Annotated in this window: 19 protein-coding genes; 6 read left to right on the top strand and 13 right to left on the bottom strand. The window is 45.8% G+C overall.

Features of this window, described 5'->3' with window-relative positions:
- Positions 1-74: 74 nt before the first annotated feature.
- The 7 genes from ACYVE4_RS28385 to ACYVE4_RS28355 form a co-directional block, all read right to left on the bottom strand.
- Entirely contained in the window at positions 75-545 is a 471-nt protein-coding gene (locus ACYVE4_RS28385; RefSeq protein ID WP_461043791.1) for a lipocalin-like domain-containing protein, read from the bottom strand.
- Positions 546-662: 117 nt separating this feature from the next.
- Complete coding sequence (locus ACYVE4_RS28380) at positions 663-1,847, bottom strand: DUF2911 domain-containing protein (protein ID WP_461043790.1); 1,185 nt, start codon at positions 1,845-1,847, stop codon at positions 663-665.
- Positions 1,844-2,305 (bottom strand): nuclear transport factor 2 family protein, encoded by a 462-nt coding sequence (locus ACYVE4_RS28375; protein ID WP_461043789.1) that lies wholly within the window; start codon positions 2,303-2,305, stop codon positions 1,844-1,846. Before ACYVE4_RS28375 ends, ACYVE4_RS28380 begins: the two co-directional genes overlap by 4 nt.
- 40 nt (positions 2,306-2,345) lie before the next feature.
- Complete coding sequence (locus ACYVE4_RS28370) at positions 2,346-2,933, bottom strand: DinB family protein (protein ID WP_461043788.1); 588 nt, start codon at positions 2,931-2,933, stop codon at positions 2,346-2,348.
- A gap of 1 nt (position 2,934) precedes the next feature.
- Positions 2,935-3,378: a DsrE family protein gene (locus tag ACYVE4_RS28365; protein ID WP_461043787.1), complete on the bottom strand. Its 444-nt coding sequence runs from the start codon at positions 3,376-3,378 to the stop codon at positions 2,935-2,937.
- Positions 3,379-3,390: 12 nt separating this feature from the next.
- Entirely contained in the window at positions 3,391-3,561 is a 171-nt protein-coding gene (locus ACYVE4_RS28360) for a DUF1059 domain-containing protein (RefSeq protein WP_461043786.1), read from the bottom strand.
- A gap of 169 nt (positions 3,562-3,730) precedes the next feature.
- A complete protein-coding gene (locus tag ACYVE4_RS28355) occupies positions 3,731-6,067 on the bottom strand; it encodes a BACON domain-containing protein (RefSeq protein WP_461043785.1) in 2,337 nt (778 codons plus the stop codon).
- A gap of 348 nt (positions 6,068-6,415) precedes the next feature.
- Between ACYVE4_RS28355 and ACYVE4_RS28350 the strand changes: the two genes are divergently transcribed.
- The 4 genes from ACYVE4_RS28350 to ACYVE4_RS28335 all read left to right on the top strand — a co-directional run bounded on the left by ACYVE4_RS28350 (position 6,416) and on the right by ACYVE4_RS28335 (position 12,075).
- The gene (locus tag ACYVE4_RS28350) at positions 6,416-7,192 is read left to right on the top strand and encodes a helix-turn-helix transcriptional regulator (RefSeq protein WP_461043784.1); all 777 of its coding nucleotides are present in this window, start codon (positions 6,416-6,418) and stop codon (positions 7,190-7,192) included.
- Positions 7,193-7,239: 47 nt separating this feature from the next.
- Entirely contained in the window at positions 7,240-8,022 is a 783-nt protein-coding gene (locus ACYVE4_RS28345; protein WP_461043783.1) for a helix-turn-helix transcriptional regulator, read from the top strand.
- A gap of 267 nt (positions 8,023-8,289) precedes the next feature.
- A complete protein-coding gene (locus ACYVE4_RS28340) occupies positions 8,290-11,418 on the top strand; it encodes a ligand-binding sensor domain-containing protein (RefSeq protein WP_461043782.1) in 3,129 nt (1,042 codons plus the stop codon).
- Between the two features lie 12 nt (positions 11,419-11,430).
- Complete coding sequence (locus ACYVE4_RS28335; protein WP_461043781.1) at positions 11,431-12,075, top strand: response regulator; 645 nt, start codon at positions 11,431-11,433, stop codon at positions 12,073-12,075.
- Positions 12,076-12,172: 97 nt separating this feature from the next.
- Here ACYVE4_RS28335 and ACYVE4_RS28330 read toward each other — a convergent pair whose 3' ends face one another.
- The 3 genes from ACYVE4_RS28330 to ACYVE4_RS28320 all read right to left on the bottom strand — a co-directional run bounded on the left by ACYVE4_RS28330 (position 12,173) and on the right by ACYVE4_RS28320 (position 16,792).
- A complete protein-coding gene (locus ACYVE4_RS28330) occupies positions 12,173-14,452 on the bottom strand; it encodes an NADP-dependent malic enzyme (RefSeq protein ID WP_461043780.1) in 2,280 nt (759 codons plus the stop codon).
- 139 nt (positions 14,453-14,591) lie between these two features.
- Complete coding sequence (locus tag ACYVE4_RS28325) at positions 14,592-16,265, bottom strand: ELWxxDGT repeat protein (protein WP_461043779.1); 1,674 nt, start codon at positions 16,263-16,265, stop codon at positions 14,592-14,594.
- An 86-nt stretch (positions 16,266-16,351) separates the two neighbouring features.
- Positions 16,352-16,792, bottom strand: coding sequence for a hypothetical protein (locus ACYVE4_RS28320; RefSeq protein WP_461043778.1), 441 nt, complete (start codon positions 16,790-16,792; stop codon positions 16,352-16,354).
- 327 nt (positions 16,793-17,119) lie between these two features.
- Between ACYVE4_RS28320 and ACYVE4_RS28315 the strand changes: the two genes are divergently transcribed.
- Complete coding sequence (locus tag ACYVE4_RS28315; RefSeq protein ID WP_461043777.1) at positions 17,120-19,924, top strand: hybrid sensor histidine kinase/response regulator transcription factor; 2,805 nt, start codon at positions 17,120-17,122, stop codon at positions 19,922-19,924.
- 4 nt (positions 19,925-19,928) lie between these two features.
- Positions 19,929-20,657 (top strand): alpha/beta hydrolase, encoded by a 729-nt coding sequence (locus ACYVE4_RS28310; protein WP_461043776.1) that lies wholly within the window; start codon positions 19,929-19,931, stop codon positions 20,655-20,657.
- Positions 20,658-20,672: 15 nt separating this feature from the next.
- Here ACYVE4_RS28310 and ACYVE4_RS28305 read toward each other — a convergent pair whose 3' ends face one another.
- The 3 genes from ACYVE4_RS28305 to ACYVE4_RS28295 all read right to left on the bottom strand — a co-directional run bounded on the left by ACYVE4_RS28305 (position 20,673) and on the right by ACYVE4_RS28295 (position 25,088).
- Positions 20,673-22,709 (bottom strand): alpha/beta hydrolase domain-containing protein, encoded by a 2,037-nt coding sequence (locus ACYVE4_RS28305; protein ID WP_461043775.1) that lies wholly within the window; start codon positions 22,707-22,709, stop codon positions 20,673-20,675.
- A gap of 265 nt (positions 22,710-22,974) precedes the next feature.
- Entirely contained in the window at positions 22,975-24,249 is a 1,275-nt protein-coding gene (locus ACYVE4_RS28300; RefSeq protein ID WP_461043774.1) for an Hsp70 family protein, read from the bottom strand.
- Positions 24,250-24,329: 80 nt separating this feature from the next.
- A complete protein-coding gene (locus tag ACYVE4_RS28295) occupies positions 24,330-25,088 on the bottom strand; it encodes an NUDIX hydrolase (RefSeq protein WP_461043773.1) in 759 nt (252 codons plus the stop codon).
- Positions 25,089-25,167 lie beyond the last annotated feature (79 nt).

The raw sequence follows: 25,167 nt of genomic DNA, 5'->3' as shown, positions 1-25,167 counted from the left end.
AAAAGATTTAGCTAGTAAGAGATGGATAGCTAAAGTCTACTGATAGCCATGTACCTACGAATCAAGGGCTGATTTTACACGCGTGTATACACAATCGTCATGGTTTTAGCTTTGGTGGGGTTTGGCATTTTAGGGTTGTCGGCATAATTGAAAACCCAGGTCATGGTGTTCCCCTGCTGATTAACCTCGTATGTAGCGGGTGGAATATCTTTCATTGTAGTGGTAACAACGACTTTTTTTCCACTCATGTTCCAGTGACCAGACGCATTCATGGATTCGATGGTTTTCTTGAGCGCCCCACAAGCATCCGGTACATTGGTTTTCATGCTACCATCCGCGCTGAAGGTGTAGGTCATGTCTTTTGTGCAAGGCATGTTCTGATTCATCATTTGCTGCATATCGGTTGTTTTGCCGGTACTTTCCGTTAGTGTCATGGCAGTTCGTTTCCAGGTGCCGGTAAGGCTATCGAAGTAGCTGGAGTGAGCGGGGCGAAAAGCTGTTCCTGAAACAGCGATAAGTGTAATAAAGGTGAGTAAGCGAAGCATAAACTAATTGGTTGATTTGTTGTTGACTGCAAACTAAATCACCGTTCAATGCAAGATTCAAATCCTTGATTGAACGGTGATTCTGATAAATCAGTGGTAACGTATAATGGGCTGTTGCTAGGGTAGCAGCATAAAATCGGTGTAAGCTTCCAGGTCGTCCCAAAGAATTTTTAATACACCGCCTGCTTTTGTCTCCTGAATCTCAATGGTAAACAGATCTTTGGGAGTCGGCAGCGTTTTTACCAGAAGCGGGACTTCGGCAAAATCCTTCGTTCGATCTGGATCAGTCGGCCATCTTGTCGTATTGGTATTGAAAATCAGCCGCCAGCCCTGATGGCTCGGAATTGTATACAGGCTATATTTCCCGGCGGGGATCACCGTTTTTCCAATCTGCATTTTCCGGGGAAGGGTTAACACGGTGGCGTTGTTGGCACCCGTCCGCCATACTGAATCGTAGGGAACGACAGCCCCGAATATTTTTCGTCCTCGCCTGTGCGGTCGGCTGTAATCAACGCTAATTGGGCTTTTCTGGATAGTTACGTTTAAGGTGTCTCTGGGCGAAGGATTTCCGATAACCGGCGCTTTCGCCATTCGTTTCGCGATCTGGTCGATGTCGATAGGTGGGTGTTTCGTTACCAGAAAATTATACGCAGAACCCGTACCATCTGTACTGATGATTCTACCTTCATCATCTGTATTAATTTTAGTGTATTCGATGAAAGGCCCACCAAAAACCATGGTATTCTGCCCGGTATAACGAACACTGATGTTACTGACCGCACTGGTATTGGTTGTAGTAAGTGGCCCGAGCGTTTGTTTGCCTGATTTCGCTAACCGCATACAGTTCCACTCCATCAGGGAAAATAATGGATTGGAGCCGCCATAGAAATCCATACTACCAACTGTTTGTTTGACAACGAGTTCCTGCAGACTATCCCTTCTGGAAACATAAACGGTACATTCATTATTTTCGCAAACCATAGTACGGTTATAGGGAAATCGCCAGGCTACAGTAGCCTGATACGGCAGTGAACTATTCATCGGGTCCATCGCCATCATATTAAATTCCCGAATCGAGCCGTTTGGGTGAAAATGAATGTTGAACACACCGATGTGATTTTCAAACATCCGGAATAACACTTTCCCGTACAGATGATTATTGATGACACTATAGGTTTCAACAAACACAGTATCAGGCCCCATCTTTCCGACGAACGAGGCTGTATAGGGTTTGACCTGCCCAAAAGAGATACTGACAGTAAACAGCATCACCCAAAAAAGACCGGATAAAACCTCTTTCATTTCGCCAGCATTTGATTCAACTTTAGCCTTTGTTTGTCTGGCAGTAACACACTTAAATGCCAGGATTTCATCTTCCAGCCGTTTGACTTCTCGTATACAATAACTTCGCTCAAGGGGGTTTTAAAAATAGGCCAATTGATTTGTTTGGTCACGACTGCCGCCTTACCTCCCGATAGTGGCATAATATCACGGGAAATTGTCGTCAGATTAAGTGTTTTTCGAGCGGCATTCTGTTCGACAACCTTTCGAAAGTCTGATGCTGTCCATCGGTCGGTTGGGTCGGTGCCATAAAACAGACAGTCGCTCGCTATGATCTGGAAAAGCGCCGTTAGATTGCCGGACTTAAGAGCGGTTTCGTACTGACGATCAACAGACTCTATTTCAGCTTTATTAAATAACTGAGGATAGGCCGTTAAGGCAGTAAGCAGAAAACAGGTAGTTGCTAAAAGTGCTTTCATGATTAGGAGTTGACGGAATAGTAGGTGAAATTAATGTGTATTACCACGGGTCGAAGTCCGCTTTGTTGGTGATGTGGAAAACCCGGCTGTATGTTCCCCGGATATAGCGAATCTGGAACCGGTGCCCAGACAAGTGCGTCGTTTGCGTTTGTAACAAATTGAAAATAGTTACCGGAACACGGCCTACGAAAATGACTTTCTTCGATAGCATTTCGGGCGTCAGGGCTTTCACAACGGCTATCGACCGGGTACGGGCTGCGTCGAAACGCGCTCGCATAGCCTCTATCGTAGGCTCCTTAACCGACATGGGATTTTTATCCGTCAGGTAGCGACCTTTATTTTCGATCGCATCCGCCATCCACTCCTCAAACCAGCATAAATGGCCGACCACCCAACGGGCCGAATTGGATTCAGGATTTGGTTTCCAGTCGGCCTCTTTTTCCGTAATACCTTTCAGGTTACCCCACAACGATTTATACTGAGAGTCCGTCATGTCCTGTAAGAGTTTGACTTCTTTCAGTGAAAACTCGTCGTCCTGAGCGGTTCCTGGAAAGTCCGTAATCAGAAATGGCGAAAGTGCGCAAGCCGTACTCTGCTGTAGAAACGAACGGCGTGAGTTGGTTTTCATATCAGTAGGTAAACATCCGGTCGCTATCAGCGGCTAGCTTCACCAGTACAGTTGGCATGGCAAACTCGGCTGGCTTTCCGGCAATGTCAGCCTCCGTAAGGCCGCGAGCTTTAGACGACATACCCGACAAGTAGAATCGACCACCTGCTTTTACAATAGCTTCGTAATGATCACGGAGTTTGCCTGTTCCCAGCCCAACGACTTTATCCATCTCAGCGTCTTTAAGTAAGGGAACTGAATCGCCTGCCAGAAACAACGAAACGGTATGCCCTTCGTCTAAGGCCGTTTTAGCGACTAAGAAGGCCAGAGCAGCCTTGGTCGGGTTTTCGGGACCGCAGGTAATATGAATCAGGAATTTCATCTTTTTCGGAGGTGATTGAGCATAGGTAGCTGTATAGCCTAAAAGGGTCCACAACAGAATTAGAAATAGGGCTTGTTTTTTCATAAGGTCGGCTACTTATTCTTCGTGGATTAAGGGTTTGATTTGCTCGGCCATTTCTGGTGTAACAGAAACCTGATGGGCTTCCAGAGCATGTTGAGCCGCTAATTGCAGCACTTCGGATTCGGTTTCGGCTTTGATAACGCCAGGGCAATCGAAGCCCACTTCTTTGCAGTGAAGTACTTTCATGATGGTAATTGGTTTAGTGAACGAATGAAAATTAAAAGGTCTATGATTAATAAAGCGAGCACAGATTTCTTAACGGAAATTGCCGTGACTTGCTTTTCTTTGGTATTCAATAAGTTGCTGTAAATTAATGATTTATCTAAATGTTTACGTTAATTTTAGTAGGATAATATTAGGGAATCTTTACCACCTGTCTTCCAGCGGATTTCTGGCCACTTTGTACCTGTAAATAATACACACCGGTTGGCATCGTAACGGTCGAGAGCCAATGGGTCGCACCTGTATTTCGAGCCTGATTCACTAATCGCCCAAATGGATCGTAGAGTAAAATAGTCGAATTGATAGGCAAGCCTTCGATGTGAAGTTTATCGATTACCGGGTTAGGGTAAATTCGTAAAGACTCTTCCAGCGGATTGGCTAAGGCAGTCAGTACGATACCTTTCTGGGTGATTGAAACGATCTGATTCGAAACGCCATTCGCCGACACCGTTATTGTTGCACTGCGTGAATCGACAACTGTATTGGCAGCTATGGTTAGAGTTAGCGCCTGATTGCCTGTTCCCGATGTAGGCGACGCTGTCAGCCAGGACTGTGAGCTACTTACTGACCAACTGGTATTGGAGGTGATGTTAACGGCAGGTGTACTCCCAGTAGCGTCTATTGTCAAGCTGGCTACAGACGTGGTTAATGTTGCGGGTGCCCCTGCCTGCGTAATCGTCACGACTTGACTACTCACTCCATTGGCAGATATGGTCAGTGTAGCCGTGCGGGGAGCTGCTGATGGATTGGCCGTTGCCGAAATACTCAATACCTGACTGCCAGTGCCTGTTGTTATGTTGGGGGTGAGCCAAGTCTGTGAGCTGACGACAGACCAACTTGTGTTGGAGGAAATGCTAACCGATGATGACCCGGCAGGAGTTGCAGCGAGTGATAAACTTTGTGTTGAGGTTGCGAGACTGGGCGCTGCACTTGCTTGTACAACGGTTACCGTTCTGTCTACGAATCCTGCAGCGGTGATAGTAATTACTGCTGTTCGGGATGTGATCGATGTATTGGCCGCAGCAGATACCGTTACAACCAGATTTCCCGATCCGCTATTCACGCTGGGTGTTAGCCAGGATTGCGAACTGGTGGCAGACCAACTGGTAGCCGTCGACGTAACACTAAACGAAGTGGTACTACTAGCTATAGCCGACAGGCTGAGGATATTCGTCGAAACATCGAGTAAGGCCGGGTTCAGAAAAGCCCAGTCGATGTCGTTTATCGGGAAGTTTAAGTCTCGAAAATCGGCTCGCAGGTCCTTCTGAAAAGCATGCGATAGGGCTGCTACCATCAATGTCGCCCGGAATGAATTTCCGGCTGGACTATCGGTAGTTCTGTCGTAGCGACGTTCCCATTCGGAGTTGCATCGTTGAAAAAACTGCATTAGCCGTTTCGTTGGGATCCGAAAACCGAGCTTTTGCTTATCTGCGTAGTCAATGTATTTGTACGAAACAACGGATACAGCGCCAGATATTTCGACGTTCGCCGTTGCTGGGTTATCCCAGGAGTTAAATGGTTTGCCTTCTTCGATGTATTGATTGAAGCTCCGCCGAAGGTCAGTCACACCAAAACTATAGCTTGGTTTCAGCAATGAAACAACCTCGTTGCTCAGGCCATATTGCTGGGCATTGTTGATTAATTCGTAACCTGTGGCATAAGAGAAAATATTGGCCATGGATTCCGCGTGAATAGCATAACCACTCCCTCCCGACATTCGGTCAGTCGTGTAATTAGCGGGGGCATTCAGCGTAACATTGTGCCCTTGTTCATGGGTGATTACCATAAAGTTGGGCGATTGTTTGACAACAGCGTCGCCCAGTGCATAGGCTATTGGTACTGTCGCGTAGAGCGAATAGCCTCCCGGAAAACTGGCATCCCGAAGAACATACTGTTTGAATGTTCCATTACGCTTCAGCACATCAGAATTGGCAAAGTCATATTGAATGGTGGCAGCAACCGAAAGAATGTACTCAAGATCAGATCGGGTGAACGTAGTAAAGAGCGAATCCGGAAAGGGTTTTAACTTTTCCGAATGATATGCGTCGCTGAGGGTAATGGAATTCGTCGGAATATAAACCTGTAAATTTGGATCAAGCGGTGTAGGGGTGATCTGTAATTTTGTAAATGTCACGGGTACTTCAACTGTATCCTTTTCCGTGTTCGAGTAATTCGATACCACCTTCGCTACATAATTTTTCGTTACATCGGCGTATTTTTTAGTTTGGGGAAAGAATCCGTTAGTGGTTGTACCATCTCCCCAAATCCAGGTAAATGTAAGATTTGGTGTAGTGGGGCCTCTGCTGTCACCGCCAGTAAACGCTACGTCTCCCGTAGTGCGATTTATCGTTTGGATATACGCATTCAACGTGCGGTTAGTAGTTAATGCTTTTCCGTAATTGAAAATCTCCTGGCCATGAGTAATTGTAGGAATTAGTACGATCAGTAAGTACAGTACGGTACGTTTCATAGCCCAAAAGTAGATTGGAGTAAACAAAAAGGATTTTCGCAACGATCTCAATGCCTTCTCATGGGTGTTGAGAGGAGAGTCGTTAGCGAAAACCCTGTTACGGTGTGGATAGAATACTGATTATGTATGTTTGAAAATTTGCCATCAGGTAGTTTGTTTACTCCGCTTCCCCAGGTCAAATTTCAGTAGTTCTACAGCGTAGTCCTATACCTTGAAAGGGGTATTTTTACCCAAATCGATAACTTGTTGGCTGCCGTTAATCTTACAAATTAACTAACCATCAGGCTATACTTTCAATACTGATCATTCAGTATTTTTAGGGCTGCAAATGAGTAATTCCACATCATTATGAGCGAATCCATGTATCCTTTTTCCCTAATTAGAAAAATATGGCGTTCCGATTTACTCAAACCGGATATTACTGAAATAGAGGCTTTAGTCCAGAATAATCCCCTGCTTCATGAAACATTGCTACTCCAGGGCACTGCTTTAGCTATTCTGGACATTAGTACTTTTCAGTATGTTGGCATTTGGGGTAATCTGGAAAATTTGCTGGGTTGGACAAAGGAAGAATACTTTGACGGGGGAGTGGCGTTTTACGTATCGAAATTTCTGTCGGCCGATCAACTGGGTTTTGCCGTGATTTCACAGCATATTAATGACTACGTAGAAACACTCAGCCGGTCAGAGCAACAGCAATTGCGAATTCTTTTCGATTATAAAATGACCCGGAGCGATGGCATTCAGGTGCGGATAGGGCAGGAGAGTCTTATTCTGAAATCAGACGAGGAAGGTCGAATTCTTTATTTCCTGGCCCTGGCGTCTGACATTTCGCATCTGAAAAAAGACGGCTATCAGCATTTGGCATTCATTAATGGTTCTGTAAAACAGCTTTATGCGATCGATAATGCTACGAATGCGTGTACGAAACTGGAAATGCTGACCAAACGCGAATTACAAATTGCGCAATTGCTAAATCAAAAGATGACCAGTGAGCAAATCGCGGATAAACTATTTATCAGCCCCCAAACTGTAAATACGCACCGTCAAAAGATGATTCGCAAAATGGGCATGAGTGATACGGAAGCCTTATTGAATTTCCTGAAAGTGTATCGAATTATTTAATAGGCTCTTGATCTCAATTATACGCATTTCAACCTGATACTACCCCTATGAGCGCTACCCAAGCTACTCCCTTTAGTTTCTCCTCGTATAAAAAAGCCTGGAATACCGGCGTATCGTCTGCGGATATTAGTCTGATCAGTGAGATGCTCAATCAGAATCCGTTGTTGAATCAAACTCTACTTTTGCAGGGCTCCGCGCTGGCTGTTAAAGACGTCATTTCCATGCGTTATCCACTCATTCTAGGCGATGTAGAGCGAGTTTGCGGTTGGCCTAAAGAGCTTTTCTTTGAAGAAGGTGTAGAGGCTTTGATCTCCAGAATTCCGCCCAACGATCAGGTGGGGCTCGAGTCGATGACCCGGCTTATTAACGAGTATGCTGCTGCCCTGTCGCCAGAGAAATTAAAAACGTTTCGTGCCATTTTTGATTACAGACTGACCCGGCAAGATGGCACTGTTTCGCGAATTTGCCAAGAAAGTATCGTGCTCAAAATGGATGCACAGGGCAATATTCTCTTCTTTTTAGCACTTGTGTCCGATATTACGTATGTGAAACCTGCTGAAAAACAGCACCTTCATCTGACCGACGGATCAGAGCACAGGTTTTTCGAGGTTGATCGTGCAGGGCAATGCCAGCCGATTGCGCTTCTGAGCACACGAGAGATTGAAATCCTGAAACTACTGAGCCAGAATCTGACAAGCGAACAGGTTGCCGGGCAGCTATTTATCACACCTAATACGGTTAATACGCATCGCCAGAAAATGATCCGAAAGATGGGAATGAGTGATACAACGCAGCTGATTAACTTTCTGAAAGTGTATCGATTGTTGTAAAGTTTACCTCACCCCAACCCCTCTCCTACAACAGGAGAGGGACTAAAAATGTAGACCTGCTCCCCTCTCCTGTTGTAGGAGAGGGGTCGGGGGTGAGGTAAACAGGTCAGTTTGTACCCCTTTCGGGGTATTTTTATGCAAATCGGCATAGATTACTTTCGCGTTTATCGTTCAACCACCCTCATGAAAACCAATTCTGGTCGTTCTGCCCTGGCAAAAGTGTATGGTTTTGCTCAGGTAAGGGATTGATTATCCAGCTGGAAACCAATGAAAAATGCTTTTCAGGTAATTTGTACCTACTTACTCTTATTCCTTTCCTGTAGCTGGGTCTGTTACGGCCAGCCAACCGAACTGCGCTTCGAACACCTCACGGTTAATCAAGGTCTTTCTGATCCGATTGTACATGCTATGATTCAGGACCACCACGGTTATTTGTGGTTCGCTACCGATAATGGTCTCAATAAATACAACGGGTATACAATGACGACCTATCAAAAAATACCCGGAGATACTACGTCGCTGGTGAGTAATGTAATCTATCAACTGCTGGAGGATAAAGAAGGCTACATTTGGCTGGGCATGGCTGGTCAGGGAATCTGCAAATTTGATCCACGAACCGAAAAATTTACGAATTATGGCCCCAATCCACGGACGCTGAGTCAGGGTACCATCTTTACGATGGGCGAAGATCAGGAAGGCAATATCTGGGTGTCGAACTGGCGGGATGAACTACGACGATTCGACAAAAAAAGTGGCGCTTTTTCTACGATAAACTATGCAAGTCTGCTGGCTGAAAAAAGAAACGGAAAACTCGTAACGCCTATAGTCAGTGCTATTTGTAGTGACCGAAAAGGGACCATATGGGTGTGTAGTGAACGGGGACTGCATCGCATGAATTTTACGTCCGCTGGCTCGGGAAAACCATCAAAGATTAGTTTTACTTCCTATCGCCATGATCCTGCTAATCCCCGCAGTTTGAGTCACGATCAGGTGTGGCGAGTTTTTGAAGATCGATCCGGTATGATTTGGGTAAACACTGATCATGGACTAGATCGATTTAACCCAAAAACCGAAACGTTTACGCATTATCAATACACTGGTAATCCATCTCCAACAAGTAATGCTTCGATCAATCAGTCGCTTAAATACATGGCCGATGATCGGGAGGGTAATCTCTGGATAGGAACTCCCGATCATGGTTTATTCAAACTTGACCCTGTACGAGGCCGATTTACCCAAATGCGTTCTGATCCGGTAAATCCGGCCAGTTTAAGCAGTGTTCATATCCGTTCTTTATTTAGTGATCGCTCTGGCTTGTTGTGGGTAGGCACATGGGGAGAAGGCGTCGATAAAGCGAATCCTGACGGGCAATCGTTCGCTTATTATCGGCCTCTGCCATTTCGCCCACATTCACTCAGCTATAAGTTTGTCAGTTTCATTCTCGAAGATCAATCCGGAACCGTTTGGGTAGGAACCGGTGATGGGCTAAACCGGATGAATAAACAGACGGGAGAGTTCACGCATTATCGCCATGATCCGACTAATCCAAAGAGCCTTCCGAAGCGAAATGCAGAAGCAATGCTCGAAGATCGGGATGGAGCTATGTGGGTGTCCAGTTTTGGTGAATTGGCGCGTTTTACCCCCAAAACAGGTGAATTTGACTGTTTAACCTGCAACCGAAATCGCTATCCAGGGCTTGGTGATAACATACAGATTCTGAAGATTATACAGGATCAACAGGGGTTGCTCTGGCTGGGTACGACGAATGGCGTTAAATGCTTTAACCCTAAAACGAGCAAGGTGATCCATTATGCCTACAACCCGAAAGATACAACCGGGATCAGTGAAGCGTACGCGAGAGAACTGCTGGAAGATAATCGGGGAAATCTCTGGATCGGTACAGATAATAAAGCGCTCAATCGGCTCGATCGTAAAACTGGACGATTTACCCATTACCGGCCCGATTTGGGTAAACCAGGCAGTATCCCATCCGATGGAGTTTCGAGCATTTTTCAGGATTGCAAAGGGAATCTGTGGGTAGGCACTATTGGCGGTGGTTTATGTCAATTTGATTATAAAACGGAAACCTTTCAGACCTTTACAAAAGCGGCTGGTCTGGCTGACAATTCGGTTTTTTCAATTGATGAAGACAATCAGGGTAATTTATGGCTGGGCACTTATAAGGGTCTATCATGTTTTTCGCCTAAAACCAAAACGTTTCGCAATTATGAAGTAAATGACGGTCAGCAAAACAATTCCTTCCGGCGACCGCACTGTAAGGGAAAAGATGGTATACTTTACTTTGGCGGAGATAACGGTTTTACTGCTTTCGATCCTCGGCGTCTGGCAATGAACGACCATATTCCGCCAATTGTGATTACTCAGGTAAAACTGTTTGATACGCCCATCGCGGGTTTGGAGAATTCGTCAACAATTGATCTTGATTACGATAAGAACTTTCTATCGTTTGAATTTGCCGCGCTGGATTATGCAAATCCATCTAAAAATCAGTATGCCTACCAGCTTGTCGGATTGGATAAAAGCTGGGTTTACAGTGGCTCAAGGCGATACATTAGCTATACAGATCTCGAACCCGGAACGTATGTATTTCGGGTTAAAGGGTCGAATAACGACGGGGTATGGAATCAAAAAGGGGCGTCGATTCAAGTGACGATTCGTCCGCCCTGGTGGAAAACATCCTGGTTCCGACTGCTGCTGTCAATGATCATTTTATCGATCGCTTATGCTTCCGTCCGGCTCTATACCCGTAACCGATTACGTCGACAACGGAGCGAAATGAAGCGGGTATTACAGGCTCAGGAGGAAGAGCGCCAACGGTTAGCCGCCGACTTACACGATGATCTGGGTGCTACCTTATCGACCATTAAAGGCCGATTGCAGCGTATTTCCAACCCATCCGAAGCCCTGAAAATCTCCATTCATTTGATGGAGAAGGCGATTATTGATCTCCGTCATATTTCGCACCATCTGATGCCGCCCGAATTCACCCGACTTGGCCTCACCGAATCCATTCGGGAAATTGTTAGCCGAGCTGAAGCCAGTTCTGCGATCGAATTTCTATTTATTCACTATGGAGAGGAGCGACGGCTGGATGATGAAGCCGAACTGACTATTTATCGAATTGCCGTTGAACTGATTACTAATGCGATTAAACACGCTAAAGCGAGTCATATTACCATCCAATTGATTTTCTATCCGAAACAGGTATTTTTGCTCGTCGAAGATGACGGGCAGGGTTATCAAACGTCTAAATCTGAGCAGCCGGTCGGCATTGGATTACGCAATATTCGCTCCCGTGTGGCCTATCTGGATTCAAAATTGCTTGTCGATTCTGGAGAGCGGGGTACGACGGCAACCCTGGAAGTGCCTCTTTAGCGAAGTAGAAGTATGGTTTCGGATGATACGCTTACCAGTATTCTGATTGCCGACGATCATCAGCTATTTAATGATGGTTTACGAAATTTGTTGACATTCGACGGCTCTCCCTTTACTGTTGTTGAGCAGGTGTATACCGGAAACGCGGTTATTCCGGCCATTCATAAAGTAAATCCTGATATTGTTCTGCTGGATATTAACCTGCCTAATCGCAATGGATTAGATATTGCCCGGCAAATCGTCGGTGAATTCCCTGATATACGGGTAGTTATGATTTCGATGTACAGCTACAAAAAGTTTGTCGATGAAGTCAGGGAAATGGGGGTAACAGGCTATTTATTGAAAAGTGCGTCTCAAGCTGAATTAGTAGCTTGCCTGAAAAGCGTACGGGCTGGAATCCCTTATTTCGATACAAAACTGAGCGATAAGAATAGCTCACTGCATGAGGAAGATGAATTTATCAAGCGATTCAAGCTATCCCCCCGTGAAATAGAAATCATTGTCCTGATGAAGCAGGGACTATCAAGTTTCGCAATCGCACAACGGTTATTTCTATCGGAAGAAACGGTTAAAACTCACCGAAAAAATATCTATTACAAGCTGAATATCAATAATCTGGCCGACCTGATCCGGTTTGCCAATGAAAATGGCTTATAATTTTTTTGTCCAGCTGAGGAACGAAGCATCTTAAGCTCTCCTTACACTTGGTTAGGCTACTTTAAGATGCTTCGTTCCTCAGCTGGACAAAAAATGACTAACTCACGCCCTGCGCTTCCACAACCGCAATCGCCACCATATTGACAATCTCCCGTTCCGACGAACCAAGTTGCAATACGTAAACTGGCTTGCGCATACCCAGCAGAATTGGGCCAATCGCATCGAAGCCAACTGAACGCGGTCCTGCGGCTTCACGCATTAGGTTATACGCAATATTAGCGGCTGATAAATTCGGGAAAATAAGCGTATTAGCTCCTTCATCTACCAGCTTACTTAGCGGATAATTCTGCCGTAACAGATCGACGTTGAACGCCAGGTGAGCTTGCATCGATCCGTCCACGATCATGTCAGGGTGTTTGGCCTGAAGGATATCGGCAGCCTGTTGCATTTTGTCAGCATCTTCACCGTTGGCGCTACCAAAATTAGAATACGTCACCAGCGCAATGCGGGGCTTGATGTTGAACCGTTCAACGGCACGGGCAGTCAGTTCGGTAATCTCGACAATCTCCTCAGCCGTTGGGTTCATGTTGACCGTCGTATCGGAGAAAAACAGCGGCCCCCGATTCGTCAGCAGAATATACATCCCTGCCACTTTTTTCACGCCCGACTCTTTCCCAATGACTTGCAGTGCCGGACGAATGGTATCAGGATAATTGTGGGTCAACCCGGAAATAAGCGCGTCAGCCTGACCGGTTTCAACCATCATCGCGCCGAAATGTGTGCGAGATAACATACGTTTGCGCGCATCGGCTGCTGTTAAGCCTTTCCGGTGTCGTTTTTTATACAGCAGATCGCCAAATTGCTCAATCAGTTCCAATTCCTTTCGAGGAGTGATAATCGGTACATCGCCTAAATCCAGGTTATTTTGGGTAATTATTTCCTGGATAATCGCTCGTTCGCCCAGCAAAATCGGATGAGCAATACCGCCATCTTTCACCTGCTGAGCTGCTTTCAATACTTTTAGATTTTCTGCATCGGCAAAAACCACGCGCTTCGGATTCGTACGGGCTTTGTTATTAATGACCCGCGAAATGCGCGTATCCTGTCCCAGTCGTCGGGCAAGCTGGCTTTCGTAGGCTTCCCAATCCGTAATGGGTTGTTTCGCTACGCCCGATTCCATAGCAGCTTTCGCTACCGCCGGGGCTACGGTTTCGAGCAGACGAGGATCGACGGGTTTCGGGATGATGTACCCTTTGCCAAAAAGCAGATTATCTGTGCCATACGCCATATTCACCAGGTCGGGAACGGGCTTCTTGGCCATATCCGCCAACGCGTGAACAGCGGCTAATTTCATGGCTTCGTTAATTTCCGTGGCCCGTACATCCAGCGCACCCCGGAAAATGTAGGGGAATCCCAGTACATTGTTTACCTGATTGGGATAATCAGATCGACCCGTTGCCATAATAATATCCGGACGAGCTTCCAGAGCCGATTCGTAGCTGATTTCGGGGGTAGGGTTAGCCATCGCAAACACAATCGGATTATCGGCCATCGACCGAACCATATCCTGACTCACCGTATTCCCTTTCGATAAACCAATAAATACATCGGCTCCAACAAACGATTCTTCCAGCGTATAGAGGTTTCGTTTGGTTGCAAACAGACTCTTTCGCTCATCAAGGTCAGTACGGTCGGCCCGGATAACGCCTTTACTGTCGCACATCACGATGTTGTCAACGCTAGCCCCGAGAGCGATGTATAATTTCGTGCATGAAATAGCCGACGCACCGGCACCATTGACCAGAATTTTAGCGTCCTCGATCTTTTTCCCAACAATTTCCAGCGCGTTGAGCAAAGCTGCCGCCGAAATAATCGCCGTACCATGCTGGTCGTCGTGCATGATTGGAATGTTCAGCTCAGCTTTGAGCCGTTCTTCTATCGCAAAACATTCTGGCGCTTTGATGTCTTCCAGATTAACTCCGCCAAACGTCGGTTCCAGAATTTTTACCATGCGCACAAACTCATCGACATTTTTTGTATCTAACTCAATATCAAACACATCGATGTCCGCGTAAATCTTGAACAGTAGCCCTTTCCCTTCCATAACGGGCTTGCTGGCTTCGGGACCAATATCGCCCAGACCGAGCACGGCGGTGCCATTACTTATAACGGCGACCAGATTGCCTTTAGCCGTGTATTTATAAACGTCTTCGCGGTTTTCAGCAATAGCTAAACAAGGCTCGGCTACACCGGGAGAATAGGCCAGCGATAGGTCTGCCTGAGTACTATATTCTTTGGTGGGAATAACTTCAAGTTTACCGGGACGGCCTTTGGCATGATAGGCAAGAGCATCTTCACGACGAATCTTTTGTTGCATAAAAAAAGGCTTTAATTACGAGTTAGTCGGTTTATTGTCAATGGGTTGTGCCTTTCTGGCTGGCGTAGAAATACCTAAGTCCTGCTCAAAAAAGATGGCCCCAAAAGTACAATAAATAAAACCGGCACTCTTACTTTTTTTAATCCGTTTTAACAATGCGGATCGATTGCGACTGTTGATTGACGATGGCCTTTAAGAGTAATGGGCCGCTTGGATGATTGCTTAGGTCGAAGGTAATGCGTTCGATAGGCTCTGGAGAAGCAATATGTTTTATATCGGAAATATGGCCCTGCATCGTTACGAGTTGAACGGTCAATGGCTGTCTCAATGTGCCACTGACATCAACGGTAACTGACGATTGGACCGGATTTTTCAGTATAGAAATCTGTAACGATGATTCTGAACCTTCTTCTGCAACGGCCTCCCGTAAGGAAGCGCAATATGGGCAGGGCGCATACTTATACAATTCCATGCCAGAACTACCGTCATTCGCCCAGAAAAAGACACTATTACCCAGGCCGATGAAGCCTCGAGAGGCTGATTGGCCACTTGTATTGATATCCTTCAGCATACTGGTTCCCGATTCAGTTCCGTTTGATTTCCAGGGTTCGAAGCTGTTGAAAAATAATCGACTTCCTATCGCTGTCAAAAAACCAAACGGCGAACCACCGCTACCCGGCGTAATATCTTTGACCAGTGTAGTGCCTGCCGATGTTCCATCCGATACCCATAATTCACTTCCATAAGGGCCGTACTCAGTGATAAAGAATAGCTTATCATTTACAGCTGTCAGTAAAGCGGGATAGGAAGAGTCGGTTGGATGGATATTTTTCACCATCACTGTGCCCGCCGATGTGCCGTCCGTTTTCCAGAGTTCGGTATCTCCGCCAAATGCTCCCCTGAAAAACAGGATTCCGTTGGCTGCTTCAAACAGGTCAGGATAGCTGCTCCCGCTTCCCGGTACTATGTCTTTGACCATCACTGTGCCCGCCGATGTACCGTCCGTTTTCCAGAGTTCGGTGCCGTTAGTAACATTGTTTTCTGCAAAGTACAGAAATCCATTCAGGGTGGCCATGTCGAAGAGCTGGCTCTCACCGTTGGATGGATTTATGTCTTTAACCAGTTGCGTACCAGCCGACGTACCGTCTGATTTCCAGAGCTCTATGCCGGTAACACCGTCGTCGGCTGCGAAATACAGATAATTGCCGAGTACGGCCATCTTACGCTCATACGGCGGTACGGAACTGCCAGTTGGGTTAATATTTTTAACCATTACCGTACCGGCCGACGTACCATCTGATTTCCAGAGTTCATTGCCGTTGATGCCATTATCGGCCATGAAAAACAACGTGCCATTTACGTTGATCAGATTGTGTGGGTTCGAGTTGCCCGACGGAAAAATATCTTTGACCAGTATCGTTCCGGCGCTGGTTCCGTCTGATTTGTACAGCTCACGGCCCGATGGACCCGTGGCTGCGAAAAACAGCGTTCCGTTAACGTTTGTCAGCCAGTCGGGTGTTGACGAACCAGATGGATTGATGTTTTTCAGCAGAACGGTAGCGTTTGAGGTGCCAGTCGTTTGCCATAATTCGGCACCGTATGCACTCGTTTCGGCGGCAAAAATGAGCGTTTCGCCAAGAACTGCCGACCTGGGTCCGTCGCCTGAAACGTATGAACCGGCCGATCCCGTGTTGATATCCTTAACTTGTGCAGTATAGTATTGGACAGGCGCATATTGGGCAGAACCTGGTAGCGCAAAGCCAATTATATACCCGATAAGCAACCATCCGAATGGATTCTTTCTCGTTTTCATAGTCTGATCGTCAGTACGTTAATGATTATAAACATACTGACAATCAGGTTGCTTGGTAATAAGTATTGAGTATTCGGGCAGACGAATTAGTCAATTGTCTGAAGTTGCCGAAACCGTTGAATACCGATTGGCGATTTTTGACTGGTAAGCGAAGAGTTACTTGGTTTTGTGCGAAATAAGGCCTTTGCTGGTTGTGTCGTTATTGAGGTTTGGGCCAAAAGCGATGACACTTCAATATGTAGTTGCTCCAATTGATTTTGTAGCAAAACAAGACGTTGTTCAAATGTAGTCATGGTGTTGATGGGATTGGTATAATTAGAATGAATTTGATTGGATTGGTAAGTGTGGATTGTACGGTCAGTTGGCCGTATGCTACCACCAAACGGTGTTGACATCCGGGCTAATCCTTCAAAAACTTCCGAATTCCGATCGATAAATTGACGAATGGATGAACGTGAAAAAGTACAAATAAACCGTTGTACTATGCTTTGTTTATTTTCCAGATTTTTTATTTTCAGTGTATTCATGGTTTCTGTAATTTGTTAATAATCAATAAGTATATATCTCTTGTGCGATCTGCTTCTCTCATATAGTAAACATAATTGACTCTGTATTTAGTTTTAATTTACTGGTATAGTACAAAAAGTGCTTCTGATTTTTCATCGAAAAGACAAATAGTACAAGCGATTCCTTTGTAAGCAATATAAATTTTTCGGTCTAACTGATTGTAAGGCATATGATTTGCTTTACAATTAGGTAAATAAAGCTGAATGGCTATGGATAAGCCAGGGGTCGTTTTATTGCTTTCAGTCCCATATCAGAGTATCTTTGACGATACGGAATCTTGACTTTTTATGCGTAATGTGCTCAGAGGGTTTGTAAACCGTCGTGTATTTGATGTGGGTGGATACATGTCTGTGAAACAGCTAATTAGCTGTTTTCTGATCTGCATAAGTAGTTTATGTACCAGTAGCTGCGATTCGACCTCAAAGACCAAAGTTTACCGAATTGGCTTTTCCCAATGTACGGGTGGGGATGAATGGCGGAAAACGATGTTGCTGGACATGAAGCGCGAATTGCTGTTTCATGCTGACTACGAGCTTCTTTACGAAGATGCGGGCAACAGTACAGCAAAGCAGCTTGCTCAGGTTCAATCACTCCTCGATCGGGGAATTGATCTATTAATTATCTCGCCAAACGAATCTAAACCCTTTACAAAGATTATTGAAGCCGTTTTTCGGAAAGGTATTCCTGTCATTTTGCTGGACCGAAAAATTGATACAGAATTGTATAATTCTTATATAGGAGGTAACAATGCTGAAATTGGCCGAATGGCAGGAAATTTCGTCGGGGCGTATTTAAAAGGGCAGGGGCGGGTTGTCGAAATATGGGGATTACCTAGTTCTTCTCCAGCCCAGGAACGACATCTGGGGTTTAGTGAGGCCCTGAAAAAATTCCCCGGTATTCAGGTTATCAAAGAGTTAAATGGTCAATGGGAACGCGATACGGTTCGTCGCCTTGTTGCGAACCAACTGGATGTTCTGAAAACGGCTAATCTCATATTCGCTCATAACGATGTGATGGCTATGGGAGCCTATGAGGTTTTTAAGAAAGCTGATCTACATAATCAATTGGCTTTTGTTGGGGTTGATGCCTTACCCGGCCCCACGGCTGGTATGCAGGCTATAGCGGATGGCATTCTGAAAGCCAGCTTTTTGTATCCAACCGGAGGGGAGGAGTCTATTCGAACGGCTGTGCGGATAATAGAAGGGAAGTCGGTAAAGCGCGAACAAACCCTCAGTTCGGTTCAGATCGATGCCTCAAATGTATCCGCGCTAAAAGCACAGAGTGATAGATTGTTTAGTCAACAGGCTGATATTGAGAGGCAAAGTCGTAAGATTGAGCAGTTAACCGAGACTTACATCTCGCAGAAAAATATGCTGTATCTGATGCTGGTCGTATTACTGATAGCACTCACATTGGCGGGCTGGGCTTTGTATTTATACCGGGGTAAACAAACGGCGTATCGCCAGCTTGAGGAACAGAATCAGGATATACGGGATCAAAAAGACGAAATTATCCGTGTATCGCAACAGGCTCGATTGGCAACTGAAGAAAAACTACGGTTTTACTCCTACATTTCTCACGAGTTCAATACACCACTTAGTCTGATTTTAACACCAACGGAAGATCTGCTGGGAAAGAAAAATGTAAGCCTTTTCGACCTACGAAGTACGTTAGCGCTCGTCCAGAAAAATGCCTATCGGTTGTTAAGACTGATCGATCAGATGTTGGATTTGCGGAAGGCAGATGCGGGAAAACAACGTTTGTGGGCGGCTGAACAAGATCTGATTCCGTTTATACGTGACATCGTAAACGATTTTCGGCAAAAGGCTGATAAACAGCGTATTGATTTACAGTTGATTACGAAAATCACGGAATTGCCTATTTGGTTCGATGGCGAAAAACTGGATAAGGTGTTGGTTAATCTGCTGTCGAATGCATTTAAATACACCCCCAGAGGTGGATTAATTCACGTTCGTGTGGATATACTGGATAAAGAAGTACGGATTCAGGTTGAAGACAATGGACAAGGGATGTCGGATGAGGAGCAGAATCATGCGTTCGATTTGTTTTTCAGTGGCAGCAAACCCCTAAATCTGTCGAAAGGAATTGGTTTGGCCTTATCGATGGAGTTTATTCAATTGCATCGGGGTGACATTAGTGTGAAATCAACGCCTAATAAAGGAACAACGTTTACTATTCTGCTGCCGTTGGGCAATTCGCACTTGCAGCCCAATGAAATGAGGGGCTCGGTGAATGCGGAAAAAGCACAGCATCGTATGCTGATCGACCTGGAGGAGGAAGTAGAACAAACGAAACCAACAGTTTCACCATCTAAGAAAAATAGTACAGTGTTGGTGGTTGAAGATAATGATGAGCTTCGGAGTTTACTGATCTCTAGTTTAGGAGTCGAGTTTAATATTGTAGCAGAAAGCACCGGTGAAGCAGGCTGGGAGCAGGCATTTGAAATCATTCCTGATCTGATTCTGAGCGATGTGATGTTGACAGGAATGAGTGGGCTTGAATTAACTCAACGTGTGAAAGCGGATATGCGAACGGCACATATTCCGGTTGTATTATTAACCTCGCAGGGACAGCTGGAAAGCCGGATTGAGGGTGCTCGTGCCGGAGCCGATGCATACCTGACCAAGCCATTCAACACCACTCACCTAATCGAAACAATTCGGGGCATTCTGGCCAATCGACAGAAGGGGCAACAGCGGTTTGCTTCTGATTTTGTACCACAGTCAGGGGCAAATCGGGAGGAGAAGAAATTTCTGAATGAACTGACGGCGCTTATTGAGAAAAATCTCAGTGATCCAGCCTTTACGGTTGAAAAACTTAGTCGTGAAATGGGACTTTCACGTGTGCAGCTTTACCGAAAAGTACAGGCGCAACTGGATATGAATGTGATGGATTACCTGTCGGAAATTCGACTGAAACGGGCCAAATATCTACTGCGTGAAACGACCAAAACGATGGCCGATATTGCAGGTGAAACGGGCTTTAGTTCGGCTGCTTATTTCACAACGTTCTTTAAGCAACATACCCAGAAAACCCCATCCGAATACCGAAAATCACCGATTAATACGTAACGAGATGAAGCTGTCGATCCGAAATGTACTTCGTTTGATTTGGGTCTTGGCAGGACTAGGTTTCATTAGTTGGAATTTTATTTCGTATCAGCCTCATAACCTGGACCCGAATACGTTTGTGTCAACAAATGCTATTCAGGTGAGCCAAACCGATAACTGGATTGCCTTTCAGGCAAAAACAGCGAAGAAGCCGGTTTTGATTTTCTTCCCAGGTGCTATGGTTGATCCCAAGGTTTACGCACCGTTAGCCCGGCATATTGCCGAGGCCGGGTATAGCACCTACATCATCAAAATGCCCTGGAGAATGGCCAGCTATGGCTATCAGCGGATAAATGACCTGTTTAATTTCGCTGATACAACAAAGCAATATGTTCTTTGCGGCCATTCGCAGGGAGGTAAAATGGCGGCTCAATTTGTTTACGAGCATCCCGGTAAAATGGCCGGTTTAATCCTGATCGGTACATCGCATCCCCGCGATATAGATTTGTCTACTACCACAATTCCGGTCATGAAATTGTGCGCTACGAATGATGGATTAGCTAGCCTGAGAGAAGTAAATCAGAACAAAATCAAGTTGCCTGCTAAAACCGAGTACGTTCAGATTCAGGGTGGTAACCATGCGCAGTTTGGCTATTACGGCTCGCAATTGGGCGACGATGAAGCCACAATTAGCCGATCTGAACAGCAAATTCTCTCCGAACAGGCAATCCTGCGTTTTCTCAGGAAGATATGAATGTGGCTTTATAGGCTATTTCAAAATCTGACTGGTTTCGGCATTTTTGATGTATTCCTGCGCGTCGTCAGGCAGCAATAATCGTTGAGCCACCAACGCATTAACGGCTTGATACACAGCTCGTACGTAGCCCTCGTGCGTTTGGTATCGCTCCTCCAACGACCGACGCGGATCGTTGATACTTACTCGTTCGGCTTTGGTATTTTTGAAAGGAATTTGCTGGCCAGAACCTTCGCACCCTTCGTTTTCGCCAAATTCACTCCGACGCAAGGCCCAGCCCGTTGTAGTGGCTGTGGGGGCTACGACAGGTGGTAATCGAATACCGGCCAGCTCATTCCCATCCTGATCAACTTTCGAAACAAAATTGGTGTAGGCTGGACGGCTATCAACAGTCGGTGGATTATTCGTCAGGATACCTTTTTCGAATGAGGAGCCAAAATCCAGCTGGTAACGGGTCGTGATTAATCCGGTATAAGTAACGCCGGGAATTGTTGGCCAGCCCAATGCTTTTTGCGGAACAGTTCCTATTTGAGAGCCCGGTTGTGGGATGGCTATAACAGCATTGCCATCAGATTGTCTTGGTACAGCACTTTTAGGCGGTTCTGTACCGTTCGTTACCCACTCGACCAACGCTATAAATAGTGCCCGCAGCAAAGGTTCGGCATTCGTCGGATTCTGCAATTGTTGGCACATACCGCGTGAATTACCATTTCCCGCTCCGTGCTGCGCTCCTGAAACAAGAAAAAAACGAACATTCTCAGGATCGGGCAAATCGACTCCTTTAGCATCGGTATGCAGTAACGAAGCAGCTTTTACCCAATACTCATTCGCTGAATTGATCTCGAATACTTTTGGGCATGTATTAGTTGCAAGACATCGTTCGATTCGACCCGCTTTTTTTCCGGTAAATGGGTCTGTCGTGACGGGATAGGCAAATGGAAACAGGCCCTCGGGATAGAGGTGATTCTGGCGATTTCGCTCGGTTCTCGACGGTTGAGCAAATCGAACGTTTAGGCCAATGCCACTACCTCCACCCAACCAGATTTCAATACCATCGATCACTCGTCTGCCTTTTTCATCCGCATTGAAACCAAGCGTCTGGAAATCGTTCAGATATCGGGCTGGCTGCGATATAGAAAAAGAAAACGTGAATGCAACATCGTTCGCCAATGGATTTGGATGACCGAAATCGTCGGCAGTAGCGTATCGGAGAAAGGATATAAAATCACGAGTAGCGGCAAATCCAATCCCGGCAACAACAGGATCGCGGGCGGTATAGCGAAACTCATAGATGGCACTTTGCTTAAATGGAGTTCCGGCCGGAAGTAGTCGAATGGTACGTTCGTTCACATACTCCCAACCATCGGGAGGAATAGCGTTAGACGTATCCTGAAGACGGTCGCGCACGGTAAGTGTTGCCTCTGCTTTGGCTAGATTGGCCGCAGGATAGGAGAGAGTATAGTTCGTCGATGTCCCATTATCATAAACGATGTATTCATAAGAAGGGCCTGTAATGGGCGAACCATCCGTATGTTTTGCAATGGGTACGTTGATTGTCAGGTTGTTATTGGAGGAAGGCGCTGACGGGTCCCAGCCATTCCAGACGATTGTGTAGCCCTGATTCAGTAGAAAGCCATCTCCAGCATGAGCGGCTGTAGCCGGATCGTTGCCGCCACTGCTTTTGTTAAATCCGCCGAACAACTTTCCACCCCGATTATTGACCTCCAGGAAGAGTTTATGGGCGCCTTTGCCCAGATCAATCGGTTTGAGAATATAAATATCCATTGAATATTCAACCATTCCTTTCGCATTTCTCGGAGCCAGGTTAAGGTCGGTAATCAGCACATTTTCAGGACTATTCGGATCGAGTTCGCCGTAGGCTTTCCCACGCAATTTTTCATACGCACCCACTTGGCCAAAAACCTTTCGCTCAAACGTCGGAGATTGGATAGCCGTAATTTCGATTCGTACAATACGAGCGTACGTTACAGAGGTTGTACAAAAGAAAACAATCAGTGAGCAAATGGAGAAGGTAGAGACGAATCCCTTCATAGAGCTTCTTTTTCGGTAAGAAACCGATTTTTGAGCTAACCTACTCATAGAGAGTATAGGACAAGTTTATTAGCCCATCACTTATTGGTTTGACGAAATTAAGCGCCGAAACGAACAGAAACCATTTTCATTTCCAAGGTCTGTGTCCTCACAGACCCCTGCCGGAGGATAGCGCTGGCTGACGCACGGGTGTCTGTGAGGACACAGACATGGGAGTTCGGCGAATATGTATGTCAAATCAATTTGCCGTAGCTAATAAACCCTTCTATACTAGATTGGCTGATCTCCCGAATTTGTATTGGCTATCATAGGCGAGACCAAGGCCAACGCTGGAAAGTTTGTTTTCGTCGGCAATGGATGCATTGGGAAATAGGGCCTTAAAGGTGGCTTGTATTGACCGAACTTCTGTAGAACCACCTGTCAGAATCACCAGGTTAATCGCTTTACTGTTGACTCCGGCATCCTGAAGACACTGGCGGGCAGAAGACGCTATTTTGTCGACATCATCCTGAATTGCCTGTTCGAATAGAACTCTGGAAATGGGTATGAAAAAATCACTTTCAATAAAATCAAGTGACGTATTGTATTCCTGATGGCTGGAAAGAGCAATTTTCGATTCTTCGGTAGAAGCTAATACGGTATGCCCAGTTTCGTTTTCGAGTACCTGCAACAGCCGTCGGTAGCGTTTTTTATCGTGTGATTGATGTAGCAATTGCCGAACCTGCATAATCGTTTTGGGCGTGTACAGAAAATTAACTTTACTCCACTCGGCCAGGTCGATGTATGGTTTTAACGGTACTTCCAGGTTCTTGTCGCCGTACGTACTTCGGTAGCCTAGTTCGGGCATAATAGCCGCTAAACTCAACTCTTTATCAAAGTCATTTCCGCCAACCCGAACGCCCGTATTGGCCAGAATATCCGACGAGCGATCCGGTTTATGGATATACTGGTCTGACAATCGGATGACGGTAAAATCGGATGTTCCCCCGCCCAGATCGGCCACAATGGCCAGTTTTTCTCCTTTGATTTTCGTCTCGTGAGCAAAGGCAGCTGCTATTGGTTCAAATTGAAAATCAATATGTTTAAATCCAATCCGTTGCGCAATAGCTTGCAATTCGGCCTGCGCGCGTTCATCCGCTGCGGGATCGTTATCGACAAAGTGAACGGGGCGACCCATCACAACGGAGTCAATTTCCTGACCAGCTATCAAATCAGCTTTTGCTTTTATATGACTTAAAAAAGCAGCGATTATGGTTGAGAAGTTCATGGATGCTCCGTTGACGAGCGTTCCCTGTTTCATGAGCGAGGTGCCAAGAACCCGTTTTAAACTCCGCATAAACCGTCCTTCCTGCCGATCAAAGAACAGTGAAACCGCTGTTCGGCCATAAAAAGGTATGTTGTCGATTCGCCGGAAGAAAATGGCACTTGGAATGGTTACATGGGCATTTTCAACAGGCACAAGACTGATGTTGCCATCTTGTGCGATAGCAATACTTGAATTTGACGTACCAAAATCGATTCCGCAGGAAACAGTTGCCATCCCTATATTGCTTGAAGTTTATCGTGGTCGGATTTGACGAAATCCACAAAAAAGGGGCGCAAAGGTAGGGAAAATAGACATTATGTGTCCGTTATAGATTCGTCTTTTCGCCCATCGGCTGAAAATCGGTAGAGATAGGGGGCTTTGTGAGCTCCTCCGCTATAGTGCTTATCAAGACGTTCCAGAATTCCCAGACCAAGCATTTTACGCTGAAATCCTGACCGGTGGAGTTTCTCGCCTAGAATAATTTCATACAGATTTTGCAGATCGGCCATCGTAAACGTTTCGCCTAACAACCTGAAACCGACAAGTTTATGATCCAGGTCAGATCGCAATGTTTCGAGAGCCTTTTGAACAATTTTCTGGTGATCCATCATCAATGGAGGAAGGGTGTTTAAATCGTACCAATCGCAGCTATCTGATAAAATGTCGGGAATTGGAACGGCTTTCGTAAAATCGACCAGCGCATAATAACCGACAGATATAAACCGACGGAGAAGCCAGTGATCGTCGTCGGGCGTCATGCCTTTGGCTTCCATAATGGCTCGCATGGGTGCCGGATCGTATCGGTCGAAATCGCCAAAGACATAGAACTGTTCGAGGTAAATATCCGACAGACCCGTCCTTTCTTTTAAAACACGTCGGGCTGCATGATTCAGATTTTCAGTCGATTGGACAAAGCCAGCTGGTAGGGCTACCAGACCCGTATTATGGTATTTCAGCAGCAGGACCTTAAGCTGGGTCTGATGAAAACCAAAAATTACGGTATCGATAGCGATTCCGGGCAAAAAGTTTGCCCAGTCAGGAGTCGTTTCTTCCGATGTCAGTCGATCGTCCATTGGATTAAATTTGAGTCGCTGCTAACAAAAAATTTGGCGACTCAAATGGAAGGTTTTATTATTGTAACAAATTGAGACA

The organism is Spirosoma harenae (genome assembly GCF_054776975.1).
This window is presented reverse-complemented; position numbering and strand designations above follow the sequence as displayed.

Coding starts and splice junctions, on each gene's coding strand:
- ACYVE4_RS28310 (WP_461043776.1), top strand. CDS start 19,929: ATGAAGCTGTCGATCCGAAATGTACTTCGTTTGATTTGGGTCTTGGCA.
- ACYVE4_RS28330 (WP_461043780.1), bottom strand. CDS start 14,452: ATGCAACAAAAGATTCGTCGTGAAGATGCTCTTGCCTATCATGCCAAA.
- ACYVE4_RS28320 (WP_461043778.1), bottom strand. CDS start 16,792: ATGAATACACTGAAAATAAAAAATCTGGAAAATAAACAAAGCATAGTA.
- ACYVE4_RS28355 (WP_461043785.1), bottom strand. CDS start 6,067: ATGAAACGTACCGTACTGTACTTACTGATCGTACTAATTCCTACAATT.
- ACYVE4_RS28305 (WP_461043775.1), bottom strand. CDS start 22,709: ATGAAGGGATTCGTCTCTACCTTCTCCATTTGCTCACTGATTGTTTTC.
- ACYVE4_RS28315 (WP_461043777.1), top strand. CDS start 17,120: ATGCGTAATGTGCTCAGAGGGTTTGTAAACCGTCGTGTATTTGATGTG.
- ACYVE4_RS28325 (WP_461043779.1), bottom strand. CDS start 16,265: ATGAAAACGAGAAAGAATCCATTCGGATGGTTGCTTATCGGGTATATA.
- ACYVE4_RS28370 (WP_461043788.1), bottom strand. CDS start 2,933: ATGAAAACCAACTCACGCCGTTCGTTTCTACAGCAGAGTACGGCTTGC.
- ACYVE4_RS28335 (WP_461043781.1), top strand. CDS start 11,431: ATGGTTTCGGATGATACGCTTACCAGTATTCTGATTGCCGACGATCAT.
- ACYVE4_RS28375 (WP_461043789.1), bottom strand. CDS start 2,305: ATGAAAGCACTTTTAGCAACTACCTGTTTTCTGCTTACTGCCTTAACG.
- ACYVE4_RS28365 (WP_461043787.1), bottom strand. CDS start 3,378: ATGAAAAAACAAGCCCTATTTCTAATTCTGTTGTGGACCCTTTTAGGC.
- ACYVE4_RS28295 (WP_461043773.1), bottom strand. CDS start 25,088: ATGGACGATCGACTGACATCGGAAGAAACGACTCCTGACTGGGCAAAC.
- ACYVE4_RS28340 (WP_461043782.1), top strand. CDS start 8,290: ATGAAAAATGCTTTTCAGGTAATTTGTACCTACTTACTCTTATTCCTT.
- ACYVE4_RS28345 (WP_461043783.1), top strand. CDS start 7,240: ATGAGCGCTACCCAAGCTACTCCCTTTAGTTTCTCCTCGTATAAAAAA.
- ACYVE4_RS28300 (WP_461043774.1), bottom strand. CDS start 24,249: ATGGCAACTGTTTCCTGCGGAATCGATTTTGGTACGTCAAATTCAAGT.
- ACYVE4_RS28360 (WP_461043786.1), bottom strand. CDS start 3,561: ATGAAAGTACTTCACTGCAAAGAAGTGGGCTTCGATTGCCCTGGCGTT.
- ACYVE4_RS28350 (WP_461043784.1), top strand. CDS start 6,416: ATGAGCGAATCCATGTATCCTTTTTCCCTAATTAGAAAAATATGGCGT.
- ACYVE4_RS28380 (WP_461043790.1), bottom strand. CDS start 1,847: ATGAAAGAGGTTTTATCCGGTCTTTTTTGGGTGATGCTGTTTACTGTC.
- ACYVE4_RS28385 (WP_461043791.1), bottom strand. CDS start 545: ATGCTTCGCTTACTCACCTTTATTACACTTATCGCTGTTTCAGGAACA.